Raw genomic sequence first — 25,015 nt, forward strand, 5'->3', positions numbered from 1 at the left:
TCAGTGGGATTTCTTTCAACCCCACTGAATGTAGTTGAATCTGAACATTTATCACACCTAAACGGGCAGTAAGACCCCCTACATCAATCCCAAAAGAAGGTGGTGGGAGACCGACTGTCCGTAAAGATTCGATATACGACTAACCATCAATAAGATATGAAGGAACTCCCCATTAATGGTAGTCTTTTTATTTACAGTCTCTTTATCATTAACATAATTAATTCAGCAGCATGTTTAGCAGCTTTATCAAGGAATTGGTCAAAAGAGATAGATGATTCTTTCCCCGCAATATCTGATAACGCTCGAATGATAACAAAAGGTCTCCCATATTGATAACATACTTGAGCAACTGCAGCAGCTTCCATTTCTGCAGCAATCATTGTTGGAAATTTTTCCCTTACGAGTTCTACCCTTTTAGAATTATCCATGAAAGAATCTCCCGTTGCAATAATCCCTTCCGCATAATTCAATCCGATTTCTTTGATGGCTTCTATTGCCGATTGAACTAAATTTTGATCAGCTTCAAACATTGGTGGTTGACCAGGAACTTGTCCATACTCATAGTCAAATGCAGTAACATCCACATCATGATGTACAACTCTATTGGAAATAACAACATCCCCAACTTCTAATTGTTCCGAAAATCCACCCGCTGAACCAGTATTGATAACAGTAGTTGGAGAAAATCTTTCATGCATGATGGTTGTCGCCATTGCCGCATTTACCTTACCAATTCCGGATTTTAATAATACAACTTTTTTTCCTTGTAATTGACCTTCAACAAAGAAACAACCAGCAACAGTATGTTCACTTTTGTTAGTCATGTTTTCTAGTAATAAACTTATTTCTTCATCCATCGCTCCTATTATGCCGATTGTCATAAAAATGTTACCTCCATTTTACATTCGTTTACTGATATTTTTTCCAGTCATTTTCTTTTAATAATTCAATTTTTGTAGGTTGCCAACCTTCCCCATCTTTCCAAGATAGATATACACGATATACCTCTGACTGATTTGAATCCGAAACAGTAGCAACCACTTTTTGATCGCCACCATTTGCTATCCACCATTCTTGATAATTACCATCTACCAATCCTGTAGCGGATTGAATAGCATCTGTCATCTCTTTTCGATCTTGTGACCCTTCTGAATAATTTACAGTATGAGGTCCTTCTTGTTCGGTTCCAACCGGTTGCCAATCTCCCACATATGCTTTAACTACATTATCATCTGAAGGATCAACTTCTTTTGTTGTAACCTCTTGATCCTCTTCTTGATTTTCCTCTTTATTCTCTTTATTCTCTTTCTCTAATTCTTCCCCATCATTTCCTTTATTTTCTGATGATGGATCTTCTTGTTTATTGTTCGTACTAGATCCTGTTTCAGTTGTTGTATCATTTTGTGCTTGTTCTGTTTCTTCTGTAGGAGTACTATCTCCACCACCAAACAACCAAATACTTATTAAAGAAATAAGAAGGATAATACCAAAAACGATTAAAAATGAAATTAACTTTGTGCTTTTTCGACGTTTATCATATTTATTAATACGTGAGCTTTTTTGTTCTGCAGTCACTTAAACTCCCTCCCTACTTATTCTACTATTTTATCATAATTGAAATCATTACTAATATTAAAGTACCATTAAAAAAACATGGCGTTCGCTTTAGGCTGGCGAATGTTTTAGTTACTCTGATCAAACAGGATAGAGCTTTCTGCCAAAACGAAAAGCAGGAGTAGACTTCTCCTGCTTCATTTGGCTATTCTACTTTAATTATTTTAACCTGTATGTCCCCACCAGGAGTTGATACAGTTACTTCTGAGCCAACTTCTTTTCCAATTAAACTTTTTGCCATTGGAGAATCATTTGAAATTTTTCCTTCAAAGGGATCTGCCTCAGCACTCCCTACTATTGTATATGTTTCTTCTTCGCCATTAGGAAGTTCCGCAAAAGTTACAGATTTACCTAATGACACGATATTAGCATTTGCTTCATCATTTTCAATAATAACAGCATTTCGGATCATTTTTTCAAGCTGTGTAATTCGTTGTTCAACAAACGCTTGCTCATCCTTAGCTGCATCATATTCAGAGTTCTCGGATAAGTCACCAAAATCGCGAGCTATTTTAATACGTTCCACTACTTCCTGTCTGCGATCCGTTTTTAAGTATTCTAATTCCTTTTCAAGTTTCTCTTTCCCCTCAATTGTCATGTAATAACTTTTCTCTACGGCCATTAAAAAACACTCCTTTTCGCACTAAACATATCAAATGAACGATACAAAACGTTCTAAATATTAGTAGTTATAAATATGCTAATCATAACTATGGCAGAATTCAAACAAATAATCAAGAGTTTTATTTGTTATTTTCATGCTTCTTTGATAATAAATTCTCTATTTTAGAAGCCATTAAATCAATTGCGACATGGTTTTCTCCACCTTCTGGAATGATAATGTCTGCATAACGTTTCGTTGGCTCTATAAATTGTAAATGGGATGGTCTTACTTCAGTTAGATATTGTTCAATGACAGAATCCAAGGATCTACCACGTTCTTTAATATCACGTCTAAGCCTTCGTATCATTCGGATATCAGGATCCGTATCAACGAATACTTTTATATCCATTAAATTAAGTAATCGCTGATCTTCTAAAATCAGGATACCTTCGATAATGATAACATCCTTTGGTTCAACAAAAATAGTTTTATTTGAACGGGTATGTAACTTATAGTCATAAATCGGTTTGTTTATCGATTTATTGTCTAATAAATCATGCAAATGCTCTATAAGTAAATCATTATCAAATGCTAAAGGGTGATCATAGTTCGTCTTTAATCTTTCTTCAAATGGAAGGTGGCTTTGGTCTTTATAATAATAATCTTGTTCAATAACCAAAATGGTTTTATCCAAAAATTTATCACAAATAGATTTGGTCACGGAGGTTTTTCCACTACCACTACCACCAGTAACACCAATAATAACTGGTTTTCTTTTCATATGTATAACTCCTTTTATACCTTCTTACTACTAAGAGCGACTCCATCCCCTATTGGCACGATAGATGTATTAAATTCAGGGTGATTCATTAGAAAATTATTATACTTTATTATTTTTTCAACCATTTTTTCATATCGTTTAGGGGTGGCTTCGGGGTTAGCTACAAACCCTCTAAACAAAACATTATCCGTAATGATTAATCCGTCTGAATTCAACAACGGTAAAGAAAGCTCAAAAAACCGTTGATACTGGCCTTTTGCAGCATCAATAAATATTAAATCAAACTTATCGTCTGTATCCATTAATTCATTGAGTTTCTCTAAAGCATCTCCAAAAATAACATCGATATTCTTTTCTTTATTTAAAAGTTTAATATTTTGAATAGCTTGTTTATAGCGAACCTCATCTCTCTCCATTGTTACAATTTGAGATTTCGGACTTGCCTCTAGCATTCGTAGTGCCGAATAGCCAATTGCTGTTCCTATTTCCAAAATCCTTTTTGGTCTTTTAATTTGAATAATTTGCGTTACAAAATGCATACTAACCTGATCCATAATGGGAATATTATCTTCTATGGCTTGTTCTTCCAGCTCTTTAATCCAAATGTTTTTATCTGGAAGTGTATGTAACAAATAGTTATTTATTAAATCATCCATCTTAAGTACCTCTTTCATTATTAGAAACTGGGTATTCGCTAGTATCTAGCGAATACCCTAGCTGCATTACGCAGGAGAAGAAAGTTTAAACTTTCTTCACTAAAAAAATTAGAAATATGAATGAACTTCTTATTTTCTTCTTATTTTAATTCAAATATTTTTTTCTATTTTCATTATGTTCATCATAGGTTTTCGCATAATGTATTTTTCCTTTACGGTCATGTAAGAAAAATAAATAGTCGGAACCCTTCGGTTGCAATACCGCCTCTAAAGAGCTTTTAGAAAAATTCGCAATTGGACCGATCGGTAGACCTTTAATTCGGTAGGTATTATACGGTGATTCTACTTCTAAATGTTTGTATAAAGTAGTTTCTAAATGTTCACCAGTTGCATATGCAACTGTAGGATCTGTTTCTAATCGCATTCCTTTTTTCAATCGATTGTAAAATACACCTGCTATTTCTTTCCTTTGCTCATTATTACTAGCCTCTTTTTCAACTAGTGAAGCAAAAGTTAATACTTCATGGAGACTAAATTCACTTTTTTCTATTTGGTCCATATAAGGTGATACAACATCTTGAGTTTGTGAAACCATCTTTTCAATTATTGATTGTATCGAAGGCTTCTCTTCATCATATCGATAAGTAGCAGCAAATAAATAACCTTCTAATGGTGAAATAATTTCATCCTTTAATATATCTTTAGGTAAGATAGAATATTTCTCCATCAGCTTAACTATAAAGTCTTTATCATTAGCGACTTGTAAGAATTCCTCTTTTGAAAAATTAAAGTTCTTTGCATAAATTTCAGCTATTTGATCAATATTTAACCCTTCAGGAATCGTAACAGTATATAATGCTGTAGTTTTTCCCTTTTGTAGGCTTTCTGTTATTTCATCCAAAGTCATAGATGGGGTGAACGTATAATTACCCGCTTGAAAATTAGATTCATTATTTACTTTTATATAAAATAGATAAATGATTGCATTTTTGATAACACCGTTTTCCTCTAAAATATTAGCTATAGTAGAAGAAGAAGAACCTAAAGGTATTTCTACGGTAATCTTCTTATCGCTGGTAGGATCTACTGGTTTTAAAGCAGATTTTACATAAAAATAGCCTGCTATACCACTTATGCCTATTATTAAAACGATTGCTAAAATTACCAAAGATACTATCTTTCTAACCTTACTTGCTTCTTCATTAGTCGCAATGAGATTGTCCACAAACTCACCTTTGGATTTCTTTTTGGACATTCGGTTCCCCCCTCATTCGACTTATTATACTAAAAAAGACTAATATTATCCATGATTTTCACTATACTTATACTTATGTAACATAAAAAAACTGACACCAAAATTGGTATCAGTTTAGTTTCATTCACATTTTATGAATCCAATTCTTCATCAGCAAGAGTATTCAACATTTCTTCAACCATTTCCCATTCCTCATCAGATTCAATTGGAAATAACGTCAAATCCTCTTTTTCTGTTTCCTCATATTTAAAAGCATAAACCTCAACTTCTTCATCATCGGCCTGCTCAACAGGTACTACCGCAATATAAGAGTCTCCTGTTTGATCAACATCAAAAGTAAAAAGAACTTCAAATAAATGTTCTTCTCCATTTTCGTCAGGAACAATGATACGTTCTTTTTTATCCAGCGACACACTCTCACCTCATTTTTGATCTAAATATCCTTGTAATATCATAACTGCAGCCATTTTATCAATTACTTTTTTTCTTTTTTTTCGACTAACATCTGCCTCTAACAGAATTCTTTCAGCAGCCATAGTTGTTAATCTTTCATCCCACATAACAATTGGAATGTTAAAAGTGTCTTCAATATGTTCTGCAAAACGTTCAGATGCTTCTGCCCGCTCTCCTATTGTACCATTCATGTTCTTAGGAAGACCAACTATAGCCTTACCAATTTCATGTTCTTTTATTATTTTAGAAAGTTCGTCATCTGCAGATGTTATATTTGTTTCATCCCAATAAATGGTGGTTAAACCTTGTGCTGTCCAACCGAGTGCATCACTTATTGCAACCCCAATCGTTTTGGAGCCAACATCAAATCCTATAATTTTCATTTAATCCGCCTTTTTTTGTTCCAAATAAGATTTTACTAGTTCTTCTATCACTTCGTCACGTTCAACTTTTCTTATTAGATTTCTGGCATCATTATATCTAGGAATATATGCTGGGTCACCTGATAATAAATATCCGACAATTTGATTAATTGGATTATAACCTTTTTCTTTTAAAGAACCGTGGACTGTGAAAAGTATTTCTTTTATGTCCTGTTCGTATGGTTCTTCAGAAAAGTTAAACTTCATTGTTTTATCAATTGAACTCATTTTGACACCCCGTTCTTAGAAAAACTATCATTTTCTTTAACTATTGGAAGCATACCATATGTTTATATAAAGTTAAACTTATTATTTATTTAATTGTCTCCAACACGTAATCTTTTGCGGATTGAATAGCTTCCAAGATCTTGGCAGGATCTTTACCACCTGCTTGAGCCATATCTGGACGACCTCCCCCGCCGCCGCCACAAATTTGTGCAGCCTGTTTAATTAACTTACCTGCATGGAAACCTTTCTCAACTAAATCCTTCGATACACCAGAAGCAAGTTGAACCTTTCCGTTGTTTTCTGTTGCTAATAAGATGATACAAGAACCTAACTTTTGTTTTAAATCATCAATCATATTTCTTAACTGGTTCATATCTCTTACATGAACTTGTTGAGCTAATAAGGTTACACCTTCTATGGTTTCAACCTGTTCCATAACCTGCGAACTTTCTGCATTTGCAAGTTTTGCACTTAATGATTCATTTTCTTTTTGCAATTGTTTCATTTCATGGAACATATTTTCAATACGTTCTGGAAGACTTTCTTCATTTGATTTAAATAAATTAGCTGATGTATGCAAAATATTTAATTTTCCATTTAAATACTGATAAGCTTCTTTACTAGTTACAGCCTCAATCCTTCTAGTTCCTGCTCCAATCCCGCTTTCCGAAACAAGTTTAAATAGACCTATTTCGGATGTGTTTTTAACGTGGCATCCCCCACATAATTCTAAACTAAAATCTCCCATTTGCACGACACGAACAATGTCTCCATATTTTTCACCAAATAGTGCCATTGCTCCCATTTCTTTCGCTTCTTGTAGTTTTTTAAGACTTATTTCCACTGGAATGGCTTCCCATATTTTCTCATTAACAATTTCCTCGACTTTTCTTAACTCTTCATCAGATAATGGATTAAAATGAGAAAAGTCGAATCGTAATCTTTCTGGTGTTACTAAAGAGCCCGCCTGATTCACATGAGAACCGAGTACATCTTTTAACGCCTGATGAAGTAAGTGTGTTGCTGAATGGTTCTTAATAATAGAATTACGGAATTCAGAATCCACAGCCGCTTTAACCATATCATTTACATTTAATTCTCCATCTTTGACTATAACACGGTGAATATTCTGGCCTTTTGGAGACTTCTGTACATCCTCAACAAGGGCAGAGGCATTATCAATATAGATCCATCCCTTATCCGCAACTTGTCCGCCACTCTCAGCGTAAAATGGAGTTTTATTTAAAAATAGGAAAACCGTATCTCCTGTTTTAGCAGTATTAATCATTTCACTTCCGTCAAATAATGCAACAACCTTGGTATCAATCTCTAAATTATCATAACCGATAAATTCACTGTCAACTTCAATTTCACTTAATACAGTATCTTGAACTTGCATAGAGTCTACTTTTTGTCTTGCATTTCTTGCCCGGCTACGTTGTTTATCCATTTCTTTGTTATATCCAGCTTCATCAATAGAGAAACCATGTTCTTCCACATATTCCTCTGTTAATTCTTTAGGGAAACCGTATGTATCATATAAACGGAATACTTCCTCCCCAGGGAATACTTTACTTCCATTTGCTTTCTCTTTTTCAATAATCGTTGTTAATATCTCTAATCCATCATTCAATGTTTCATGGAATCGTTCTTCTTCCACTTTTACAACAGATCCAATAAATTCTTTTTGTTTTAACACTTCTGGGTAAAAATCTTTCATAATTTCCCCAACTGTTTCTACTAATTCATACATAAATGGCTTATTAATACCAATTTCTTTAGCAAATCTTACAGCTCTACGTATGAGTCTTCGTAAAACATATCCTCTACCTTCATTCGATGGTAATGCACCATCACCAACGGCAAAACTAACTGTTCGAATATGGTCAGCAATTACTTTAAATGCAGTATCACCTTCCATTGATTTCCCATACGTCGTAGTAGCTAATTCTTCTGTTTTCCGGATGATAGGTAAAAATAAGTCTGTCTCGAAGTTTGTAGGTGTATTTTGAATTACCGAAGTTACACGTTCTAATCCCATACCTGTATCAATGTTTTTCTTTGGTAAAGGCGTATAGGTGTGATCTGGGTTATGGTTAAATTGAGAGAAGACTAAGTTCCAAATTTCTAAATAACGGTTATTCTCTCCACCAGGATATAATTCAGGATCATTCGGGTCATTTCCAAATTCTTCTCCTCTATCATAAAAAATCTCTGTATTTGGACCACTCGGACCCTCACCAATATCCCAGAAGTTTTCTTCAATACGGATAATTCTTTCTTTCGGTAATTTAATATCATTTAACCAAAAGTCATAAGCTTCATCGTCTTCTGGGTGAACCGTAACGGATAATAATTCTGGATTAAGATTCAACCATTTTTCATCCGTTAAAAATTCCCAAGCCCATTCAATCGCTTCTTTTTTAAAATAATCGCCAATAGAAAAGTTTCCTAGCATTTCAAAAAACGTATGATGCCTAGCTGTATATCCGACATTTTCGATATCATTGGTACGAATAGCTTTTTGGGCATTAACCATACGTGGGTTTTCCGGTATAACACGACCATCAAAATATTTCTTTAAAGTCGCTACTCCACTGTTAATCCATAATAGAGAGGGATCATCCTTAGGAACTAGAGATACACTTGGTTCCACGCGATGACCTTTCTCCTTAAAAAAATCAATATACATTTGTCTAATTTCTGCTGATGTTAATTGTTTCATACATTAATCCTCCAATATCGACTTATTAAATGATGAAATCTTTAAGAACAAAGGCGCAAGCGCCCGTTTAGCGACGTACGGACTGGACTGAGCCGTAGGAGATAAAGGAAACACGACGAACGGAGTGAGTCGATGTTGACTTATCGTACGGAGGTGAAGGAAGTCTCGCTAGTCGCTGGGCGCTGGAGCCGGACGTGGCTATTTCTGTATCTAAGTGATCCACAGCCATACAAATTTTAGAATTCCTAGATAACTAAAAAAAACTCCTCTCTGCATGCATGCAGGGACGAGATTTTCGCGGTACCACCCTATTTATGAACTAATTTTTCGTTCATCACTTAGATCATCATAACGGTATGAAACCGGCGAGTATTAATCGCACTCCAGTGTAGCTTTCCATGATTTTGAACTAGGATTTTTTTCAGCCAATGAAAACCCTTCTCTAGAAGCCAAATAATCATGTACTTTTCACCTTCAATGTTTTTATATTAATTTATTATAAAGAAGACTTCCATCAGTGAGGTATTTCCTTCATCCCCCACTAATGGTTAGTCGAACTTATCAGACCTTTACAGGCAGTCATGTGTCCATAACAAACTGAAATTCCTTATACTTTAATCCTTTAAAAAAGACAGACTTTATTAAAGTATAAAAAATATTAAAGTACTTGTCAATTACGAATAGGTATTGTAGAAATATGTGTTACAATCACTTTAATAATTGACATGACGGGAACTGCTAAAATCATTCCGATAACACCAAACAGTTGACCTCCTAATAAAAGGACAAAAATAATAGCAATAGGATGAATCGCCACGCTCCTACCTACTATGTACGGAGATAACAAATTTGCTTCTATAATTTGAATAACGAAAATACTAACAACGGCAAATAAGACTAATTTGATAGAATTTGTCGTTGTAAAAGCTATAATAACAACAGGTACTGCACCAATAATAGGTCCAAAATAAGGAATAATATTCGTAACTCCCATAATAACGCCTAATAACAAAGAGTAATCAATATTCAAAAACCTGAAAATAATAAATGCTGTTAAGCCAACAAAAAAGCAAACAATAAATTGTCCACGAATGTAATCCCCTAAACTATCATCTATCGCGTGAACAATTTTGGTTGTTCGTGTTTCATACTTTTTAGGAATGAATTTCTTCAAAAATAATTTGATTTTGTCATAGTCCTTTAAAAAATAAAAAACCAGTACCGGAATCACTGTAATGGTAATGACCATATCAAAAATTTTCGTATAACCACTAATTATTTTTGTTAATAATTGATCTAGTGAATCCTCTACATTAATAAAAAATTCATCCATTTTATCGTGTACGGTTTCCGGCATGAATGAGGTATATTCATATAAACTATAAATCATCGTTTGATACGTTTTTGTCATTTCTGGTAAGTGATTAGCCAAATCTTGAATTTGTTGGATAATTAAAGGATAAAGTTTATATACCAAATATCCAACCCCACCAAAAAACAAAATATAAATAAGTAAAATCGCTATTCCTCTATGAATGTTATAACTACAAAGCTTTTCAATAACAGGATATAGTAAGTAAGCGATTAAGCATGAAATTAAAAATGGGGTTAATAGCTTCCATAGGAAAACAAAGATTTTACCATAATAAGGAAAGGTTTTTATAAGTAAAAAAGCAAAAAGTATGAATAGTACTCCAAAAATAAGCCAGTATATAATTGATATTCTCTTTTCATCACGAAACATAATTAGAACCTCCTTAGCTTTATTTTTTATAACTAAGGAGTTCTATTGTAATCTTAGTTCTTCTTCCGAAAATAAATCATTTAATGAACTTAAACTACCATCCGCTTCGATTTGATGAACCGCTAATTCATTATTTACTACCGTCATTTCGATGAAACAAGACCAACAATAAAAATTCTGTGCTCCTATTTTTCCAATATCTTTGCTATTACAATTAGGGCAACGCATTATCATCTAAACACCTCTTTTTTTGATGAGTTTTCAATGATAGGCTTGCCCATTTTTTTCCAAAATATACTATTTAATCCATAAAATCATACGGAGATAACTCTTCATCGGTATTTTCAGATTCTAAGACTTGCATTTTTTCAATATCCAGTCTTTTAGAAAGTCGTTCATTTAGTGATGTATATCTCCTGTTTGTATCAATCGTTTGGATACCTTTTAAAAATGCGTTTTTTTCACCACAAATAATTAAAGAATCCTTACTTCTTGTAATGGCGGTATATAATAAATTTTTTCTTAGCATTCTATGATAGGTTGTAACTACCGGAAATACTACTATTGGAAATTCACTTCCTTGTGATTTATGGATGGAAATGCAATATGCATGTGTAAAATTCACATAATCTTTTCTAGGATATACTACTTCCCTATCGTCATAAGAAATCACTATTTGTTCTTCATTTTCCTTATTTTCATCAGGCTTAAAGATAGCCACAATTTCACCAATGTCTCCATTATAAACCCCATCTTCCGGTTGATTCACTAATTGAATGACTCTGTCGCCTACACGATAAATAACGTCTTGGAATCTAACTTCTCTTTTTCCTTTTTTCCTTGGGTTAATCAATTGTTGGAGCTGCTCATTTATAACGGTTATCCCCGCCTGTGAACGATACATTGGTGCAAGAACTTGCATGTCATTGTAATCGATACCTTTAGCATTCGCCTTCTCAAAAATAGTTGTTATCGCCTGAATCATCTGATATTCATTACATGAAATAAAACTGAAATCCTTCGCGTTTTTTAAAGATTCAACTGTACAATTATTATTTTTTATTTCATGTGCCAGTTGTATAATCTTTGATCCTTCTTTTTGTCGGTATACTTCATTTAAGCTTACAGAAGGAATATAACCACTATTTAATAAATCAGAAAGAACCTGCCCAGGCCCAACAGAAGGAAGTTGATCCTCATCACCAACTAATAATACTTGCATATCATTTGGTATAGCCTTAAATAAACTATTTGCTAACCAGATATCTACCATGGAAAACTCATCAACAATTAAAAACTTCCCGTCTAATTGTTCGTTTTCCCCTTTGTCAAATTCGTTCATACCATTCCAACCTAAAAGTCTATGAATGGTTGAAGTTGGAAGCCCAGTTGATTCATTTAGTCGTTTTGCAGCTCTTCCAGTAGGAGCCGCTAAAACAAATGGAAAATCGGCTTTGTTTTTATAGTCACCTGGGTTCAAAGATAGGTCAAATATAGCGGCATATGCTTTAATAATCCCTTTAATTACCGTTGTTTTCCCTGTACCAGGCCCACCTGTTAAAATCATTATTTTAGAATGGATCGCCTGATTAATTGCCTCAAATTGTTCTTTTCCATAACTCAATACTTCTTGTTCTTCGATGTCTCCAATAATTTTCATTAATTCAGCCACTGGGGTACGTTCTTCTGTTTCGTTTTGGATAATTCTATTTAAGTGGGTTGCAAAGCCATCTTCGGCATAATAAAGGGACGGTAAATAGACGTTACCACTTTGAATAATTACCTTCTTTTCTTGATTAAGTTCGTCTAATCTATCTGCTATAAGATTGTCTGTTAATTCAACACTTGAAGCAAGTAATTCCTTCACTTCATTCACACAGAGATCAAGCGGTATATATACATGACCATCTTGTACACTTTTTTGTAATACATAAATACATCCTGCACCAATCCGGTTAGGATGTGTTAATGAAAGTCCATTCTGTTTTGCAATCGCATCAGCTGTTTGAAAGCCAAATCCTTCAATATCAAATACAAACTGGTATGGATCCTCTTCCATATTTTCAATCGATGACTCTTTATAGGCGGCAAAAATTTTTTGTGCCATTTTTAAACCGATTTGATATTTTGATAAATAAAGCACGACGTGTTCGAATCCTTGATTTTCCTGAAGGCTCTGAACTAATTTGTCTCTAGTTTCTTTTTTCAAACCTTTTATATCCTGAAGACTTTCTGGATCATCCAATATTTTGGAAATAGCATTCGAACCTAGTTTTTTTACGATTCGTGATGCTAATCTTTTACCAATACCATGGAACAAATCGCTTGAAAGATAGGCTATAAGCCCATCTTCTGAATTAGGTACAAAGGTTTGATAAGAGACAACATTATATTGTAAACCGAATTTTGGATGACGTTCGAATTCACCATAAAAATAGTAGGACATTGCTTCTGTCAAATTCGAAAAATACCCTTTGATCACAACATCCTTTTCTCTAAAATCTTCATTTGTCTCGATAACTTTTATTTTGGCTATGGAAAAATGTTCATGCTCATTGTGAAAAATGGTATATAGTAGTTCACCTTTAATATACTTTTTGTCTTCTGAATTCTGAACACTTTCCATGGTAAACCCCCACTATTCGTTGCTGTTTTCTTTTAATAAGCTTTCCACATTCTTCTTCCCATTCGCTGCAAGTAAATGATCAGGTTGAATTCCTAACGCCTTATTAAAGCAATTCAATGCATCTTCCATATTTTCATTAAATAATTCGATTACTCCTAGATTATAGTAAGCATCGGAATGATTTGGATTTAGTTTTAACACATCCAAAAACACTTGTTTTGCATCATTGAGAATATTACTCTGCGCCAAGGCAAGTCCATACTGAAAAAGAATATCATCATCTTCATGGTTCAGTTCACTTGCTCTTAGTAAATATGGTAACGAAAGCTTAAACTGTTCTTGATTCATAAATGATAGACCTAACATAAAATATACATCAGCTTCATTTAGCCCTAACTGTTCCGCTTTTTGAAAGTTCGTTATTGCATGCTCAAATTGAGATTGTTCAAAGTAAAGATTTCCAAGTCCATAATAAGCTGTTGCACTATTGTTATCTAATTCAAGTGCTTTATTAAAAAAACGTTTGGCACGTTCATATTCTTTTAAATGCAACAACAGGTTACCAAAGTTTATATAACCTAATGGATCAATTGGATTTTCCTCGATTACATCATTAAATAACTTTGCCGCTTCTTCATATTTTTGTTCTTGCATATAAGCAATGCCTTGTGTATTTTTATCCATATAAAAAAACTCCTCAAACTAACCTACGTACGGAAGTGATTCATTATTTTTTATAATTTCATCTATCGTCCCACCACCAAGGCATACATCCCCATCGTAAAAAACAACGGCTTGACCCGGTGTAATGGCACGTTGGCTTTCATGAAAATCAACTTTTACTTTTCCATCTTCTAATAATGTAACTGTAACACCACTATCTTTTTGACGATAACGGAATTTCGCCGTACATGTAAACGATTTTTCTATATCATCCGGATTAATCCAGTTTAGATTTGTCGCTATAAGTGCTTCGGAGTACAATTTATCGTTTGAATATCCTTGTTCCACATAAAGCACATTTTCCTTAAGATTTTTACCTACAACAAACCACGGGTCCCCGGCTCCACCGATACCAAGTCCTTGTCTTTGTCCAATCGTATAATACATTAACCCATCATGACGACCTTTAACTTCTCCGTCTAGTGTTCTCATCTCTCCCGGTTGAGCGGGGAGATATTCACTCAAAAATTGTTTAAAATTTCGTTCACCGATAAAGCAAATTCCGGTAGAATCTTTTTTCGTTGCTGTTACTAATCCAGCCTCTTTTGCAATTTCACGTACTTTTGGTTTCGGTATTTCTCCTAGAGGAAACATTACTTTTCTTAATACGTCCTCCGATAATTGATTAAGGAAGTAAGTTTGGTCCTTATTATCGTCAACCCCTCTTAACAATTGAATCTTACCATCTACTTCCCTTACACGCGCATAATGACCGGTTGCTAAGTAGTCTGCACCAAGAGATAAAGCATAATCTAAAAATGCTTTAAACTTTATTTCCTTATTACACATCACATCGGGATTTGGCGTTCTTCCTGCCTTATATTCATCAAGAAAATACGTAAATACTTTATCCCAGTATTCCTTTTCAAAGTTAACAGAGTAATATGGGATATCCAATTGATTACATACTCGAACAACATCGTCAAAATCCTCTGTCGCCGTACAAACACCAAATTCATCCGTATCATCCCAGTTTTTCATAAAAATACCAACTACATCGTAGCCTTGTTCTTTTAATAATAATGCGGCAACAGAGGAGTCTACACCTCCACTCATACCTACTACAACACGTATATCTTTATTATCCTTCATTTATTTTCACTTTCCTTTTGTTAGTCGATTTACAATTTTCGCCACACGCTTTGCTGCGTCTTTAACATTTTCAACTGTATTAAAGTTTCCAAAGCTAAATCGAATAGAATTAGTTGTACAAGGATTTCCTTTACCGAACATAGCAGAAAGTACATGAGAGGGCTCAACACTACCAGCTGTACAAGCACTACCACTCGATGCAGCAATTCCCTCTAAATCAAAGTTCGTTAATAACTGCTCCACGTTCGTTCCAGGGAAACTAATATTAATAATAGAAGAAATCTGAGAGTCAAAATCACCATTTATTTCAAATTCAACATTATTTTCCTTAAGTTCCTGCAAGAACAATTCCTTAAATGATTGATATTGTTTCCTTCTTTCTTCTTTCTTTTCCATTGCCAACTCAACCGCTTTTTGAAAGCCCACGATACTCACTACATTTTCAGTTCCTGGGCGCCGTTTCCTTTCTTGTTCTCCACCAAATTGTAGCGTATGAATGGGTATCCCATCTTTTACATATAAAAATCCCACACCCTTAGGACCATATATTTTATGGGATGATACAGATAACAAATCAATTCCTAAATCCTTAACATCAATGTCTAATAGACCATAAGCTTGTACAGCATCTGTATGAAAATAAGCTTGATGATCTATCAACATTTCCCCAATTTCAGGAATTGGTTGAATTATACCAGTTTCATTATTCACATACATAACAGAGACGATTATAGTATCGTCTCGCAATGACTTTTCCAAATCTTCAACTAGAATTTTACCATCTTCATAGACAGGTAAATACGTTACATCAAATCCGCTTTTTTCAAGAAATTCAGCTGAATGTAGCGTTGCATGATGTTCTTGAGACGTAGTTATAATATGATTTCCTTTATCGCGATTAGCAAAAGCAGTTCCTATTAAAGCTAGATTATCTGATTCCGTTCCTCCACTAGTAAAGATAATTTCTTTTTCGTTAGCATGAATACTCTGAGCCATGACACGTCTTGCTTCATCCAACAATTGTCTTGCCTTTCTTCCAAATGAATGGACACTTGAAGGATTACCGAATGTTTGTTGGTAAATTGGGTACATTGCATCAATTACTTCTTTCTCCATTGGAGTTGTTGCAGCATGATCCAAATAAATTGCTTCCATTATCTTCTTTCCTTTCCTACAAAACTCTCGACATTGTTTTAACCTCGATTAAATATAAAACATATAAGCTTGTTGTTTTTCACCGTCGCCATAATTTTTAAGATCCTCTAGTGTTGTTTTATCTAATACCTCTTTTATCGCATCACGAATTCTTCCCCATAATTCCTGTTGAGCTGGAGGTTCATCTTCAATACCTTCGACTAGGGTAATTGGTCCCTCTAATACACGAACAACATCCCCTGCTGTTATATCCTTTGGGTCTTTAGCTAATACATAACCTCCGTATGCGCCACGAATACTTTTAATAAGTCCAGCATTACGTAATGGAGAAGCAAGTTGTTCTAGGTAGTGTTCAGATAAATCATTATCCTTTGCAATGGATTTTAATGAAGTAGGTCCCTCTCCATGCTTTTTAGCTAAATCAATCATAATCGTTAATCCGTATCTTCCTTTAGTAGATATTTTCATTTTATAGCACCTCTATTTAATAAATCTAATTTTTAGTTTCTTCCTTTTATTTTAAACAAATTTTCCTTATTAAAAAACTGCGGATATTTTATAAGTGATCTTTTAAAAATATCATTTTAAACTAGTATGTCCGAATACACAATACTTGATATTATAGCATGAATAACATGTCTCTTGCATTTATGTCGAATTGGAATTAAGCTTTATACTAAAATATCATAAATCAAGTGGCATCAAAAGTGATATTATGGTGATGTTCAAAAAGGGGGATGAAAAGGACTTTTACGTTGCCCACAGGACGTGGCGGTTTTGGTAGAAATTCCGCTATCGCCAACAAGGAACGTCGAAGTTCACCGGACTTTTTAAACAATCTCTAAGAAAAAACTTATTTTGATCCACATTGGCAAGGGGGAGTATGGAATGAATCACGAACCACTGGCCTATCGTATGCGTCCGACAAATATAGAAGAAGTAATCGGTCAACAACACCTAATTGGCGAGGGTAAAATTTTATATCGAATGGTAAAAGCCAATCTATTATCTTCCATGATTTTGTTCGGTCCACCTGGTACAGGAAAAACCTCTATGGCAACAGCATTAGCTAAAACATTAAATCTTCCAGTTAAATTATTAAATGCTGTTACAGATAAAAAGAAAGATATGGAAATAGTTGTCGAAGAAGCAAAAATGCGGGGAAACATGGTTTTAATACTTGATGAAGTTCATCGCCTTGATAAAGCAAAACAAGATTTTCTTCTCCCCCATTTAGAAAGCAATTTAGTTACTTTAATTGGTTGTACGACAAGTAATCCGTATCATGCCATTAATCCTGCAATAAGAAGTAGATGTCATTTATTTGAACTGCATCCACTAACATTAGAAGATATTCGTACAGCTTTAACTCGTGCTATTCAACACACTGAAAGAGGATTCGGCTCAAGAGATGTACATATTAGTGAAGATGCACTTAATCATTTTGCTTTTGCTTCCGGGGGCGATTTACGTTCGGCTTTAAATGGATTAGAGCTGGCAGTTCTTTCTACACCTAGTGATAAAAATCATAGAATCGAAATTACCTTAGAAATAGCGGAAGAATGTATGCAAAAGAAAAGCTTCTCTCATGATAAGAATGGAGACGCACATTACGATGTTATTTCCGCTTTTCAAAAGTCGATACGAGGTAGTGACGTCGACGCAGCTTTACATTATTTAGGGCGCTTAATTGAAGCAGGTGATCTTGATAGTATTGCAAGAAGGATGATAGTAACTGCATACGAAGATATTGGTCTAGCTAATCCGCAAGCAGGACCTAGAGCAATAGCAGCTGTTCAAGCAGCAGAAAGATTAGGTTTTCCAGAGGCAAGAATCCCTTTAAGTGTCGCTATTATTGAGCTTTGTCTCTCTCCAAAATCAAATACTGCCTATAAAGCGTTGGACCTTGCACTAGCTGATATTCGCAGTGGAAAAGCTGGTGAAATACCTGCACACCTTAAAGATTCACATTATGAAGGAGCGAAAAAGCTAGGAAGAGGTATAGATTATCTTTATCCACATGATTATGAAAGCGGATGGGTAAACCAACAATATTTACCAGACTCTATAAAAAACAAACACTATTACCAACCTAAGAAATCTGGTAAGTTTGAACAAGCGTTAAAACAAGTCTATGACAAAATTAATCAAGAAAAAAGAAATTAGAAAACTTGAGATTCACTTTTGAGCTGGTGAATGCCCTATTTACACTCATCTTCAAGTTAAGAAAGTTTGTACTTTCTTAACTGCCAAGGTATAAAACTATTTCTATCGGCAAGAATAATAAAAACCTCACCTCTAAAGAACATTTTAAACACGGTGAGATTAATATCTTATTAGACTAATGATTCCGTACAGGTAGCAGTAACTGCAAAAGTACAAATCTATTGATTTATGTCGCTAGAAAAGGAGTTGTAAATAATGGCAAAAGTTAGACAAGATGCTTGGTCACATGAAGATGATTTATTATTAGCGGAAACGGTATTACGTCATATTAGAGAAGGTAGTACTCAATTAAACGCATTTGAAGAGGTGGGAGACAAATTAAACCGCACTTCAGCAGCCTGCGGATTTCGTTGGAATGCAGAAGTAAGGCAAAAATATGATAGTGCAATTGATCTAGCCAAAAGACAAAGAAAAGAAAAAAAACGTGCACTAGCAAAACGGACTGGACATTTCCAAAAGCCAATTATAGCGTTATCTTCTAACTTAAAAGAAGCTACTAATGAAAACACTACCTATCAAACAGAAGAAACCGGCAATGAAATACAGGTACCAACAATTAATCTAGATATGGTCATACAATTTTTAAGAGAATTAAAAAAAGATTATCACGCTTCTAATCAATCAAAAGTATCTTTAGAACAAGCTCAAAAAGAAAACAATATGTTAAAAACACAAGTACAAGATTTAGAAAAACAGTTAGAACAAACTGAAAGTGAGATGAATTCGATTAAAGAAGATTATCAAGCTTTCATTCAAATAATGGAAAGAGCTAGAAAGATGACTGTTCTTGAAGACCAAGGAACGATTAAAGCCCCTACATTTAGAATGGACAAAAATGGTAATCTTGAGCAAGTCGCTCATGGATCTAATTAAAGAACAAAGGCGTAAGCGCCCGTTGAGCGACGTACGGACTGGACTGAGCCATAGGAGATAAAGGAAACACGACGAACGGAGTGAGTCGATGTTGACTTATCGTACGGAGGTGAAGGAAGTCTCGCTAGTCGCTGGGCGCTGGAGCCGGACGTGGCCTTTTCTGAATAATTATCCACATGCAGCGAACTTTATAATTTCGCTAAACGACAAAAAAACTGTCTTCCAAAGAAGACAGTTTTTTTATGTATTTACTTAATCCCGATCATGCCGTCCATTTTATGTTTTGATCCCGCATATAGCAGGTGGGTGCCCTATTTTATATTTATTATGGTTCCGAGTCTTGTAACGGCATCCATGCAATATAAAAACGTAAAGCTCCCTTTTAAAATATTGTTCGGTCAAAATACGTTAAATGAACAAACATATCAGGATTAAGCATGTTAAGACTTTGTAAATTAATATTATCATACGAATAAAACTTTTGCAATATTCAATCTGTTCTTAATTGAGAAAAATAATGGATTTTTTTAATTTAATTTCCAAAATTATTCATTTAGATTTATTCCAAGTTCATTTAACTGTGCATTACTTACTTCACTTGGAGCCTCTGTAAGCAGGTCAGAAGCTGAAGAAGTTTTAGGGAATAATATCGTATCTCGTAAGTTTGATCTTCCCGCCAATAACATAATCATACGATCTAACCCAAGAGCAACGCCGCCATGTGGTGGTGCACCATATTCTAATGCTTCAAGTAAAAATCCAAATTGCTCCTGTGCTTGTTCTTCTGTAAACCCTAAAGCTTTAAACATTTTATTTTGTACTTCGCGTTTATGAATACGAACGGATCCTCCACCAAGCTCATAACCGTTTAAGACAATATCATAAGCGTTAGCATGAACATCTTGTGGTGCCGTTTCAAGCTTATCCATGTCACTTTCAACTGGCGATGTAAATGGATGGTGTGCAGCAGTAAATCTTCCTAATTCCTCATCATATTCAAGTAATGGCCAATCCGTTACCCATAAAAAGTTATATTTAGATTCATCAATAAGATTTAATTCATGTCCTAATTTTAGTCGTAGAGCTCCTAAACTATCGTATACAACACTACTCTTATCTGCCACGAATAAAAGAAGATCTCCATTTTTTGCATTAGCTCTTGCGATAATACCTGATTTTTCATCTTCACTCAAGAACTTCACGATTGGTCCTTTTAATTCGTCTTCTTCTAGTTTAAGCCACGCTAACCCTTTCGCACCGTAAATCTTTACAAATTCGGTAAGCTTATCAATATCTTTTCTAGAATAATTACTAGCCTCACCTTGAACGTTGAGAAGCGCAACTTTACCATCTGTTTCTACTGCATTCCGGAATACTTTAAAATTAGAATTAACAACAACATCTGTTACGTGAACTAATTCGAGTCCAAATCTCGTATCCGGTTTATCAGATCCATATCGATCCATCGCTTCTTGATAAGGTATTCTTGGTAGTGGTAATTCGATGTCGATTCCTTTCACTGCTTTCATCACATGTTGCATCATACGTTCTGTCATTTCCATAATTTCATCACTAGATAAAAATGACGTTTCAATATCAATCTGAGTAAATTCTGGTTGACGATCAGCCCTTAGATCTTCATCACGGAAGCATCGTGCAATTTGGTAATATTTTTCAAAACCACTCATCATGATTAATTGTTTAAATAATTGCGGTGATTGTGGTAAGGCATAAAACTCACCTGGATGTACACGACTTGGAACAAGATAATCACGAGCTCCTTCTGGTGTACTCTTCGTTAAAATTGGTGTTTCCATTTCTAAAAATCCTTCATCATTAAGAAAGTTACGTATCGCTTGTGTTGTTTGATGACGTAATTTAAATGTATCCTGTAATGCGCTTCTGCGTAAATCGATATAACGGTATTTTAATCGTAAATCTTCGGAAACATCTGTTTCATCTTGGATAGTAAATGGCGGTGTTTTTGATTTATTTAGAATTTCAATATCATTAGCTATCACTTCTATCGTCCCTGTTTTGATAGCTGAGTTATAAGTGGATTCATCACGTGCCACCACTTCACCTTTAATTTCTACTACATATTCCGATCTGATTTTATCCGCGACTTCTAAAGCATCTTTAGAAAAGTCTGGGTTAAAGACAACTTGGACGATACCAGAAACGTCACGAAGATCAGTAAAAATTAATCCCCCTAAGTCACGTCTTCTTTGTACCCAACCTTTTAGTAAAACTTTTTGACCAATATGATCTTCTGTTAATGTACCTGCTAAAAATCGTTTATTCATTTTGTTTGCCCCCTTTGAAGCTTCTCTTTCATTACATCGATTAATTTTTCTAATGGAACTTCTATTTGTTCACCAGATTCCATAGATTTGACATTTACGATGTTTTTTTCTAATTCATTTTCACCTAAAATTAAAACATATCTTGCCTTTAATCGATCAGCTGATTTGAACTGTCCTTTTATTTTTCGATTCTGATAATCTTTTTCTACCTGAATACCATTCATTCTTAATTCATGTACCAAACGTACTGCTTCATTAACAGACTGTTCTCCCACAGCAACAAAATAACAATCTAATTGTTCATCTATTGGAACTGTAATATTTTCGGCTTCTAATGCCATTAACAGTCTTTCCAATCCCATTCCAAAGCCAATACCCGGTGTACTTGGTCCACCTAATTCCTCTATTAAACCATTATATCTTCCACCACCGGCTAATGTCGTAATCGCACCAAAGCCTTCTGCATTACTCATAATTTCAAAAGCAGTGTGATTGTAATAATCTAGTCCACGAACTAAATTGGGGTCTATTTCATACTCAATTCCCATACGTGTTAAATGTGATTTTACTTGTTCAAAATATTCTTTGGAAGATTCATTTAGATAGTCTAATATTGAAGGAGCAGTCTCCATGGCAGGGTGTTCTCTATCTTTTTTACAATCTAATACACGTAGCGGGTTTTGTTCTAATCTTAGCTGACAATCTTCACATAGTTCTTCTTTATGTGGTGTAAAATGTTTGATCAATGCATTTCTATGGTTTATTCTACTTTCTTTATCACCTAAAGAATTAATAACTAATTTCAATGATTTTAATCCAAGCTCCTTATATACAGTCATAGCTAAATCAATAGCCTCTGCATCTACAGCCGGATCATCACTCCCAAGAACTTCCACTCCAAACTGGTTTAATTGACGCATTCGACCTTTTTGAGGACGCTCATAGCGAAACATTTGGGCAAAATAATATAATTTGACAGGTTGATTTGCTTCGCCAAATAATTTATGTTCTACAAATGCACGAGAAACAGGAGCTGTTCCTTCTGGTCTAAGGGTTAAACTTCTTCCCCCACGATCATTGAACGTGTACATTTCCTTTTGAACAATATCAGTGGTATCCCCTACACCGCGTGAGAATACTTCTGTATGTTCAAATACCGGTGTTCTAATTTCCTCATAATTAAATCTACTACATATATTTTTAATTTTCGATTCCACATACTGCCATTTCTTTACATCTTTCGGCAGAATATCTACAGTACCTCTTGGCGCTTTCATACTCATTCAAATACCTCCTCCAATTAATTTATGTATAAAAAAACTCTCGTCCCCTATAAATATAGAAGGGACGAGAGTTTACCCGCGTTGCCACCCTAGTTAATGCTTTTATGCATTCGCTTTTCACAGTTAACGCCTGCAAAACGTTCATACCTACTACATTCGATACAAATCCTAAGGAATGTCATTCATCAGTACGATCTGTGAAGATGTTTTCAGCCAAGACATCTTTTCTCTTTCCAGTCGTTCACTAATTACTCTTTCCCTCAATGGATGTAAACTATTTAATCTACTCATGAATGAATATAATAATAATCTCTAATTTTTGTAATGTCAAGAGCGATTTAATTTTTTCTTTAATATTTTCACTTCACCGATAGAAATCCCGAATTCCTCTGCTATTTCCATATAATTAGCATGTCCATCAAGTTCATTAAAACGATGTAAATCCACACCAAAAATATCTTTATTATTACCAGCAAACCACTGTTTATCCTGTAATCTCAATTCGTCTCCTCCTTTAGTTATTATAGCTTTGCCTAAAGAAGTGTATTTTATGATACGAATGGGAAAGATTATACAATATGTGTTCAAAAGTAAGGATGAAAGGGACCATAAGGCGGCGTATCTTTAAGTACTAAAAATAGCTTCTCCAATTTCACATCACACACTGAAAAAAATAGATAATTATAGGAGGATTAGATATTTGCACTTTTTTAATAAACTATTTTGTTTCTTAGTAGGTGTCTTCATTTCTTTCTTATTATTACCAACGCAAATACATGCAGAAAAAATTATCATTACAGATGATAACGTTAATATTAGAAGTGGTCCTGGAAGCGAATTTAAACCAATTGGCAAAGTTCATGCGAAAGAGGAATATAACAAAGTTCATGAACAAGGACAATGGATTGAAATTGAATTAGAAGATAGTAAAGGTTGGATTCATAAAGAATATATATCCTATAATAGCGGAGATAAAGTAAAATCAGGAAATAAGACGATTACGATAAATCAACATCATGTTCACTTAAGAAGTGGCCCGTCTAATGAATATGAAATTATTTCTTTTGCAAAAAAGGGTGAAAGCTTTCCAGTAATAGCGGAAACGAAGGAGTGGTATGAAGTTTCCAATAAAGGAAAGTCCAATTTTATATTTAAAGAGTTTGTAGAAACAAATAACGAAATCAAGCAAAATCCCTATGTATTTAAAAATCGGAATATAGTCATTGATGCAGGACATGGAGGACACGATGTAGGTGCAATAGGTGCTACTGGATCCTTCGAAAAAAATATAACTCATCTAACTGCAGATGAATTAAAGAAGGAATTGGAATCCCTTGGTGCCAGTGTATATATGACAAGAGATAATGACGATTTTATCTCTCTAAAATCAAGGGCGGCTTATTCTAATATGATGGATACACATGTATTTATTAGTCTTCACTATAATAGTTTTCCAAAACGACCAGATGTTTCAGGTATTGAAACCTTTTATTATGGTGAACAACATAAAAAACTTGCCCAGTACCTCCAAGATGAAATGATTAAGGTAACAAATGCAATAGACAGAGGAACTAGCAAAGGTAATTATTATGTTATAAGACAAAATTTCAAACCAGCAGTATTAATAGAGCTAGGCTTTATTTCAAATAAAGAAATGGATGTATTATTACACACCAATATATACCAGAAACAACTTGTTAATGGAATTATCAGCGGCTTAGGAAAATATTTCTCCTTAGAAAATTATCATTGAAGGTTGCCTCAAATGGGTCCATTAAGGCAACCTTCTCTTATTACTTATCCTTAGTATCTATAATGAAAGTTACGGGGCCAACATTCGTAAGAGAAACATCCATCATTGCCCCAAACTCTCCTGTTTGAACTAAGATTCCTTGTTCTTCTAGTTTTTTATTAAACTTATTATATAACTCATTTGCGATTTCTGGATTTGCTGCTTTTGTAAAACTTGGTCTTCTTCCCTTTCTTGTGTCACCGTAAAGGGTAAATTGTGAAATGGATAATATACTGCCACCAATGTCTAAAAGAGAATCATTCATTTTCCCATTTTCGTCCTCAAACACCCTTAAATGAACAATCTTCTTTACAAGGTAATCCATATCTTCCTCGTTGTCATCATGTGTTACACCTAAAAGAACAACAAATCCATTATCTATTTCTCCTATGACTTTTCCATCTACTTTTACATTAGCATTACGAGCACGTTGAATTACTGCCTTCATAAAAAAATC

Annotated in this window: 24 protein-coding genes, 1 other RNA gene and 2 other annotated features; of the genes, 3 read left to right on the forward strand and 22 right to left on the reverse strand. The window is 34.4% G+C overall.

From position 1 onward, the window contains the following. Nucleotides 1-191 precede the first annotated feature (191 nt). The 17 genes from mtnN to cymR form a co-directional block, all read right to left on the reverse strand. Nucleotides 192-881, reverse strand: a complete 690-nt coding sequence (gene mtnN, locus MHI02_RS12435) for a 5'-methylthioadenosine/S-adenosylhomocysteine nucleosidase (protein WP_060667920.1) — start codon at nucleotides 879-881, stop codon at nucleotides 192-194. A 28-nt stretch (nucleotides 882-909) separates the two neighbouring features. Further along, nucleotides 910-1,575, reverse strand: a complete 666-nt coding sequence (locus tag MHI02_RS12440; RefSeq protein WP_341165948.1) for a YrrS family protein — start codon at nucleotides 1,573-1,575, stop codon at nucleotides 910-912. A gap of 184 nt (nucleotides 1,576-1,759) precedes the next feature. Beyond that, entirely contained in the window at nucleotides 1,760-2,236 is a 477-nt protein-coding gene (greA, locus tag MHI02_RS12445) for a transcription elongation factor GreA (RefSeq protein WP_047183762.1), read from the reverse strand. A 121-nt stretch (nucleotides 2,237-2,357) separates the two neighbouring features. Beyond that, nucleotides 2,358-2,999 carry a uridine kinase gene (gene udk / locus MHI02_RS12450; protein WP_341165949.1) on the reverse strand — a complete coding sequence of 214 codons (642 nt, stop codon included), beginning with the start codon at nucleotides 2,997-2,999 and terminating at the stop codon, nucleotides 2,358-2,360. Between the two features lie 14 nt (nucleotides 3,000-3,013). Beyond that, entirely contained in the window at nucleotides 3,014-3,655 is a 642-nt protein-coding gene (locus tag MHI02_RS12455; RefSeq protein ID WP_204797682.1) for an O-methyltransferase, read from the reverse strand. A 145-nt stretch (nucleotides 3,656-3,800) separates the two neighbouring features. Continuing rightward, complete coding sequence (gene mltG / locus MHI02_RS12460; RefSeq protein ID WP_341165950.1) at nucleotides 3,801-4,910, reverse strand: endolytic transglycosylase MltG; 1,110 nt, start codon at nucleotides 4,908-4,910, stop codon at nucleotides 3,801-3,803. A 131-nt stretch (nucleotides 4,911-5,041) separates the two neighbouring features. Next, nucleotides 5,042-5,323, reverse strand: a complete 282-nt coding sequence (locus MHI02_RS12465; protein ID WP_047183758.1) for a DUF1292 domain-containing protein — start codon at nucleotides 5,321-5,323, stop codon at nucleotides 5,042-5,044. Nucleotides 5,324-5,332: 9 nt separating this feature from the next. Beyond that, the gene (gene ruvX, locus MHI02_RS12470) at nucleotides 5,333-5,746 is read right to left on the reverse strand and encodes a Holliday junction resolvase RuvX (protein WP_341165951.1); all 414 of its coding nucleotides are present in this window, start codon (nucleotides 5,744-5,746) and stop codon (nucleotides 5,333-5,335) included. Continuing rightward, nucleotides 5,747-6,013, reverse strand: a complete 267-nt coding sequence (locus MHI02_RS12475) for an IreB family regulatory phosphoprotein (RefSeq protein ID WP_047183756.1) — start codon at nucleotides 6,011-6,013, stop codon at nucleotides 5,747-5,749. 85 nt (nucleotides 6,014-6,098) lie between these two features. Next, complete coding sequence (alaS, locus tag MHI02_RS12480; protein ID WP_047183755.1) at nucleotides 6,099-8,738, reverse strand: alanine--tRNA ligase; 2,640 nt, start codon at nucleotides 8,736-8,738, stop codon at nucleotides 6,099-6,101. Nucleotides 8,739-9,017: 279 nt separating this feature from the next. Then, nucleotides 9,018-9,225 (reverse strand) — a binding site (T-box leader). 183 nt (nucleotides 9,226-9,408) lie between these two features. Then, complete coding sequence (locus tag MHI02_RS12485; protein ID WP_047183754.1) at nucleotides 9,409-10,482, reverse strand: AI-2E family transporter; 1,074 nt, start codon at nucleotides 10,480-10,482, stop codon at nucleotides 9,409-9,411. Between the two features lie 42 nt (nucleotides 10,483-10,524). Continuing rightward, entirely contained in the window at nucleotides 10,525-10,710 is a 186-nt protein-coding gene (locus tag MHI02_RS12490) for a hypothetical protein (protein ID WP_047183906.1), read from the reverse strand. A 73-nt stretch (nucleotides 10,711-10,783) separates the two neighbouring features. Next, a complete protein-coding gene (recD2, locus tag MHI02_RS12495; RefSeq protein ID WP_047183753.1) occupies nucleotides 10,784-13,108 on the reverse strand; it encodes an SF1B family DNA helicase RecD2 in 2,325 nt (774 codons plus the stop codon). Nucleotides 13,109-13,120: 12 nt separating this feature from the next. Then, a complete protein-coding gene (locus MHI02_RS12500; RefSeq protein WP_060667926.1) occupies nucleotides 13,121-13,792 on the reverse strand; it encodes a tetratricopeptide repeat protein in 672 nt (223 codons plus the stop codon). Between the two features lie 18 nt (nucleotides 13,793-13,810). Beyond that, nucleotides 13,811-14,923: a tRNA 2-thiouridine(34) synthase MnmA gene (gene mnmA / locus MHI02_RS12505; RefSeq protein ID WP_047183751.1), complete on the reverse strand. Its 1,113-nt coding sequence runs from the start codon at nucleotides 14,921-14,923 to the stop codon at nucleotides 13,811-13,813. A 6-nt stretch (nucleotides 14,924-14,929) separates the two neighbouring features. Beyond that, complete coding sequence (locus tag MHI02_RS12510; RefSeq protein WP_047183750.1) at nucleotides 14,930-16,078, reverse strand: cysteine desulfurase family protein; 1,149 nt, start codon at nucleotides 16,076-16,078, stop codon at nucleotides 14,930-14,932. Nucleotides 16,079-16,126: 48 nt separating this feature from the next. Beyond that, nucleotides 16,127-16,546, reverse strand: coding sequence for a cysteine metabolism transcriptional regulator CymR (gene cymR, locus MHI02_RS12515; RefSeq protein ID WP_047183749.1), 420 nt, complete (start codon nucleotides 16,544-16,546; stop codon nucleotides 16,127-16,129). 420 nt (nucleotides 16,547-16,966) lie between these two features. On the opposite strand from cymR, the gene MHI02_RS12520 reads away from it, so the two are divergent. Both MHI02_RS12520 and MHI02_RS12525 read left to right on the forward strand, forming a co-directional pair. Further along, nucleotides 16,967-18,244 carry a replication-associated recombination protein A gene (locus MHI02_RS12520; RefSeq protein WP_145542726.1) on the forward strand — a complete coding sequence of 426 codons (1,278 nt, stop codon included), beginning with the start codon at nucleotides 16,967-16,969 and terminating at the stop codon, nucleotides 18,242-18,244. Nucleotides 18,245-18,499: 255 nt separating this feature from the next. Beyond that, nucleotides 18,500-19,177, forward strand: coding sequence for an RsfA family transcriptional regulator (locus MHI02_RS12525; RefSeq protein ID WP_060667931.1), 678 nt, complete (start codon nucleotides 18,500-18,502; stop codon nucleotides 19,175-19,177). A gap of 251 nt (nucleotides 19,178-19,428) precedes the next feature. Here MHI02_RS12525 and ssrS read toward each other — a convergent pair. From ssrS to MHI02_RS12545, 4 genes are all read right to left on the reverse strand, one after another. After that, a non-coding RNA gene (gene ssrS / locus MHI02_RS12530) (6S RNA) lies at nucleotides 19,429-19,612 on the reverse strand. Between the two features lie 110 nt (nucleotides 19,613-19,722). After that, a complete protein-coding gene (gene aspS / locus MHI02_RS12535; RefSeq protein ID WP_341165952.1) occupies nucleotides 19,723-21,483 on the reverse strand; it encodes an aspartate--tRNA ligase in 1,761 nt (586 codons plus the stop codon). After that, nucleotides 21,480-22,766 carry a histidine--tRNA ligase gene (gene hisS / locus MHI02_RS12540; protein WP_216883474.1) on the reverse strand — a complete coding sequence of 429 codons (1,287 nt, stop codon included), beginning with the start codon at nucleotides 22,764-22,766 and terminating at the stop codon, nucleotides 21,480-21,482. Before hisS ends, aspS begins: the two co-directional genes overlap by 4 nt. A 57-nt stretch (nucleotides 22,767-22,823) precedes the next feature. Then, nucleotides 22,824-23,039: a binding site (T-box leader), on the reverse strand. 54 nt (nucleotides 23,040-23,093) lie between these two features. Then, nucleotides 23,094-23,267, reverse strand: coding sequence for a hypothetical protein (locus MHI02_RS12545; protein ID WP_167507316.1), 174 nt, complete (start codon nucleotides 23,265-23,267; stop codon nucleotides 23,094-23,096). 199 nt (nucleotides 23,268-23,466) lie between these two features. Between MHI02_RS12545 and MHI02_RS12550 the strand changes: the two genes are divergently transcribed. Beyond that, nucleotides 23,467-24,519 carry an N-acetylmuramoyl-L-alanine amidase gene (locus MHI02_RS12550; RefSeq protein ID WP_060667932.1) on the forward strand — a complete coding sequence of 351 codons (1,053 nt, stop codon included), beginning with the start codon at nucleotides 23,467-23,469 and terminating at the stop codon, nucleotides 24,517-24,519. Between the two features lie 40 nt (nucleotides 24,520-24,559). On the opposite strand, the gene dtd is transcribed toward MHI02_RS12550, so the two are convergent. Continuing rightward, complete coding sequence (gene dtd / locus MHI02_RS12555; RefSeq protein WP_047183743.1) at nucleotides 24,560-25,006, reverse strand: D-aminoacyl-tRNA deacylase; 447 nt, start codon at nucleotides 25,004-25,006, stop codon at nucleotides 24,560-24,562. Nucleotides 25,007-25,015 lie beyond the last annotated feature (9 nt).

Origin of the sequence: Oceanobacillus sp. FSL K6-0118 (assembly GCF_038006665.1) — a bacterium.
GTDB lineage: Bacteria > Bacillota > Bacilli > Bacillales > Amphibacillaceae > Oceanobacillus > Oceanobacillus caeni.

What these genes read in the sequence shown, in the direction of transcription:
- mtnN (WP_060667920.1), bottom strand. Translation starts at nt 881, where the DNA reads ATGACAATCGGCATAATAGGAGCGATGGATGAAGAAATAAGTTTATTA.
- greA (WP_047183762.1), bottom strand. Translation starts at nt 2,236, where the DNA reads ATGGCCGTAGAGAAAAGTTATTACATGACAATTGAGGGGAAAGAGAAA.
- udk (WP_341165949.1), bottom strand. Translation starts at nt 2,999, where the DNA reads ATGAAAAGAAAACCAGTTATTATTGGTGTTACTGGTGGTAGTGGTAGT.
- MHI02_RS12455 (WP_204797682.1), bottom strand. Translation starts at nt 3,655, where the DNA reads ATGGATGATTTAATAAATAACTATTTGTTACATACACTTCCAGATAAA.
- mltG (WP_341165950.1), bottom strand. Translation starts at nt 4,910, where the DNA reads ATGTCCAAAAAGAAATCCAAAGGTGAGTTTGTGGACAATCTCATTGCG.
- ruvX (WP_341165951.1), bottom strand. Translation starts at nt 5,746, where the DNA reads ATGAAAATTATAGGATTTGATGTTGGCTCCAAAACGATTGGGGTTGCA.
- MHI02_RS12475 (WP_047183756.1), bottom strand. Translation starts at nt 6,013, where the DNA reads ATGAGTTCAATTGATAAAACAATGAAGTTTAACTTTTCTGAAGAACCA.
- alaS (WP_047183755.1), bottom strand. Translation starts at nt 8,738, where the DNA reads ATGAAACAATTAACATCAGCAGAAATTAGACAAATGTATATTGATTTT.
- MHI02_RS12485 (WP_047183754.1), bottom strand. Translation starts at nt 10,482, where the DNA reads ATGTTTCGTGATGAAAAGAGAATATCAATTATATACTGGCTTATTTTT.
- MHI02_RS12490 (WP_047183906.1), bottom strand. Translation starts at nt 10,710, where the DNA reads ATGCGTTGCCCTAATTGTAATAGCAAAGATATTGGAAAAATAGGAGCA.
- recD2 (WP_047183753.1), bottom strand. Translation starts at nt 13,108, where the DNA reads ATGGAAAGTGTTCAGAATTCAGAAGACAAAAAGTATATTAAAGGTGAA.
- MHI02_RS12500 (WP_060667926.1), bottom strand. Translation starts at nt 13,792, where the DNA reads ATGGATAAAAATACACAAGGCATTGCTTATATGCAAGAACAAAAATAT.
- mnmA (WP_047183751.1), bottom strand. Translation starts at nt 14,923, where the DNA reads ATGAAGGATAATAAAGATATACGTGTTGTAGTAGGTATGAGTGGAGGT.
- MHI02_RS12510 (WP_047183750.1), bottom strand. Translation starts at nt 16,078, where the DNA reads ATGGAAGCAATTTATTTGGATCATGCTGCAACAACTCCAATGGAGAAA.
- cymR (WP_047183749.1), bottom strand. Translation starts at nt 16,546, where the DNA reads ATGAAAATATCTACTAAAGGAAGATACGGATTAACGATTATGATTGAT.
- MHI02_RS12520 (WP_145542726.1), top strand. Translation starts at nt 16,967, where the DNA reads ATGAATCACGAACCACTGGCCTATCGTATGCGTCCGACAAATATAGAA.
- MHI02_RS12525 (WP_060667931.1), top strand. Translation starts at nt 18,500, where the DNA reads ATGGCAAAAGTTAGACAAGATGCTTGGTCACATGAAGATGATTTATTA.
- aspS (WP_341165952.1), bottom strand. Translation starts at nt 21,483, where the DNA reads ATGAATAAACGATTTTTAGCAGGTACATTAACAGAAGATCATATTGGT.
- hisS (WP_216883474.1), bottom strand. Translation starts at nt 22,766, where the DNA reads ATGAGTATGAAAGCGCCAAGAGGTACTGTAGATATTCTGCCGAAAGAT.
- dtd (WP_047183743.1), bottom strand. Translation starts at nt 25,006, where the DNA reads ATGAAGGCAGTAATTCAACGTGCTCGTAATGCTAATGTAAAAGTAGAT.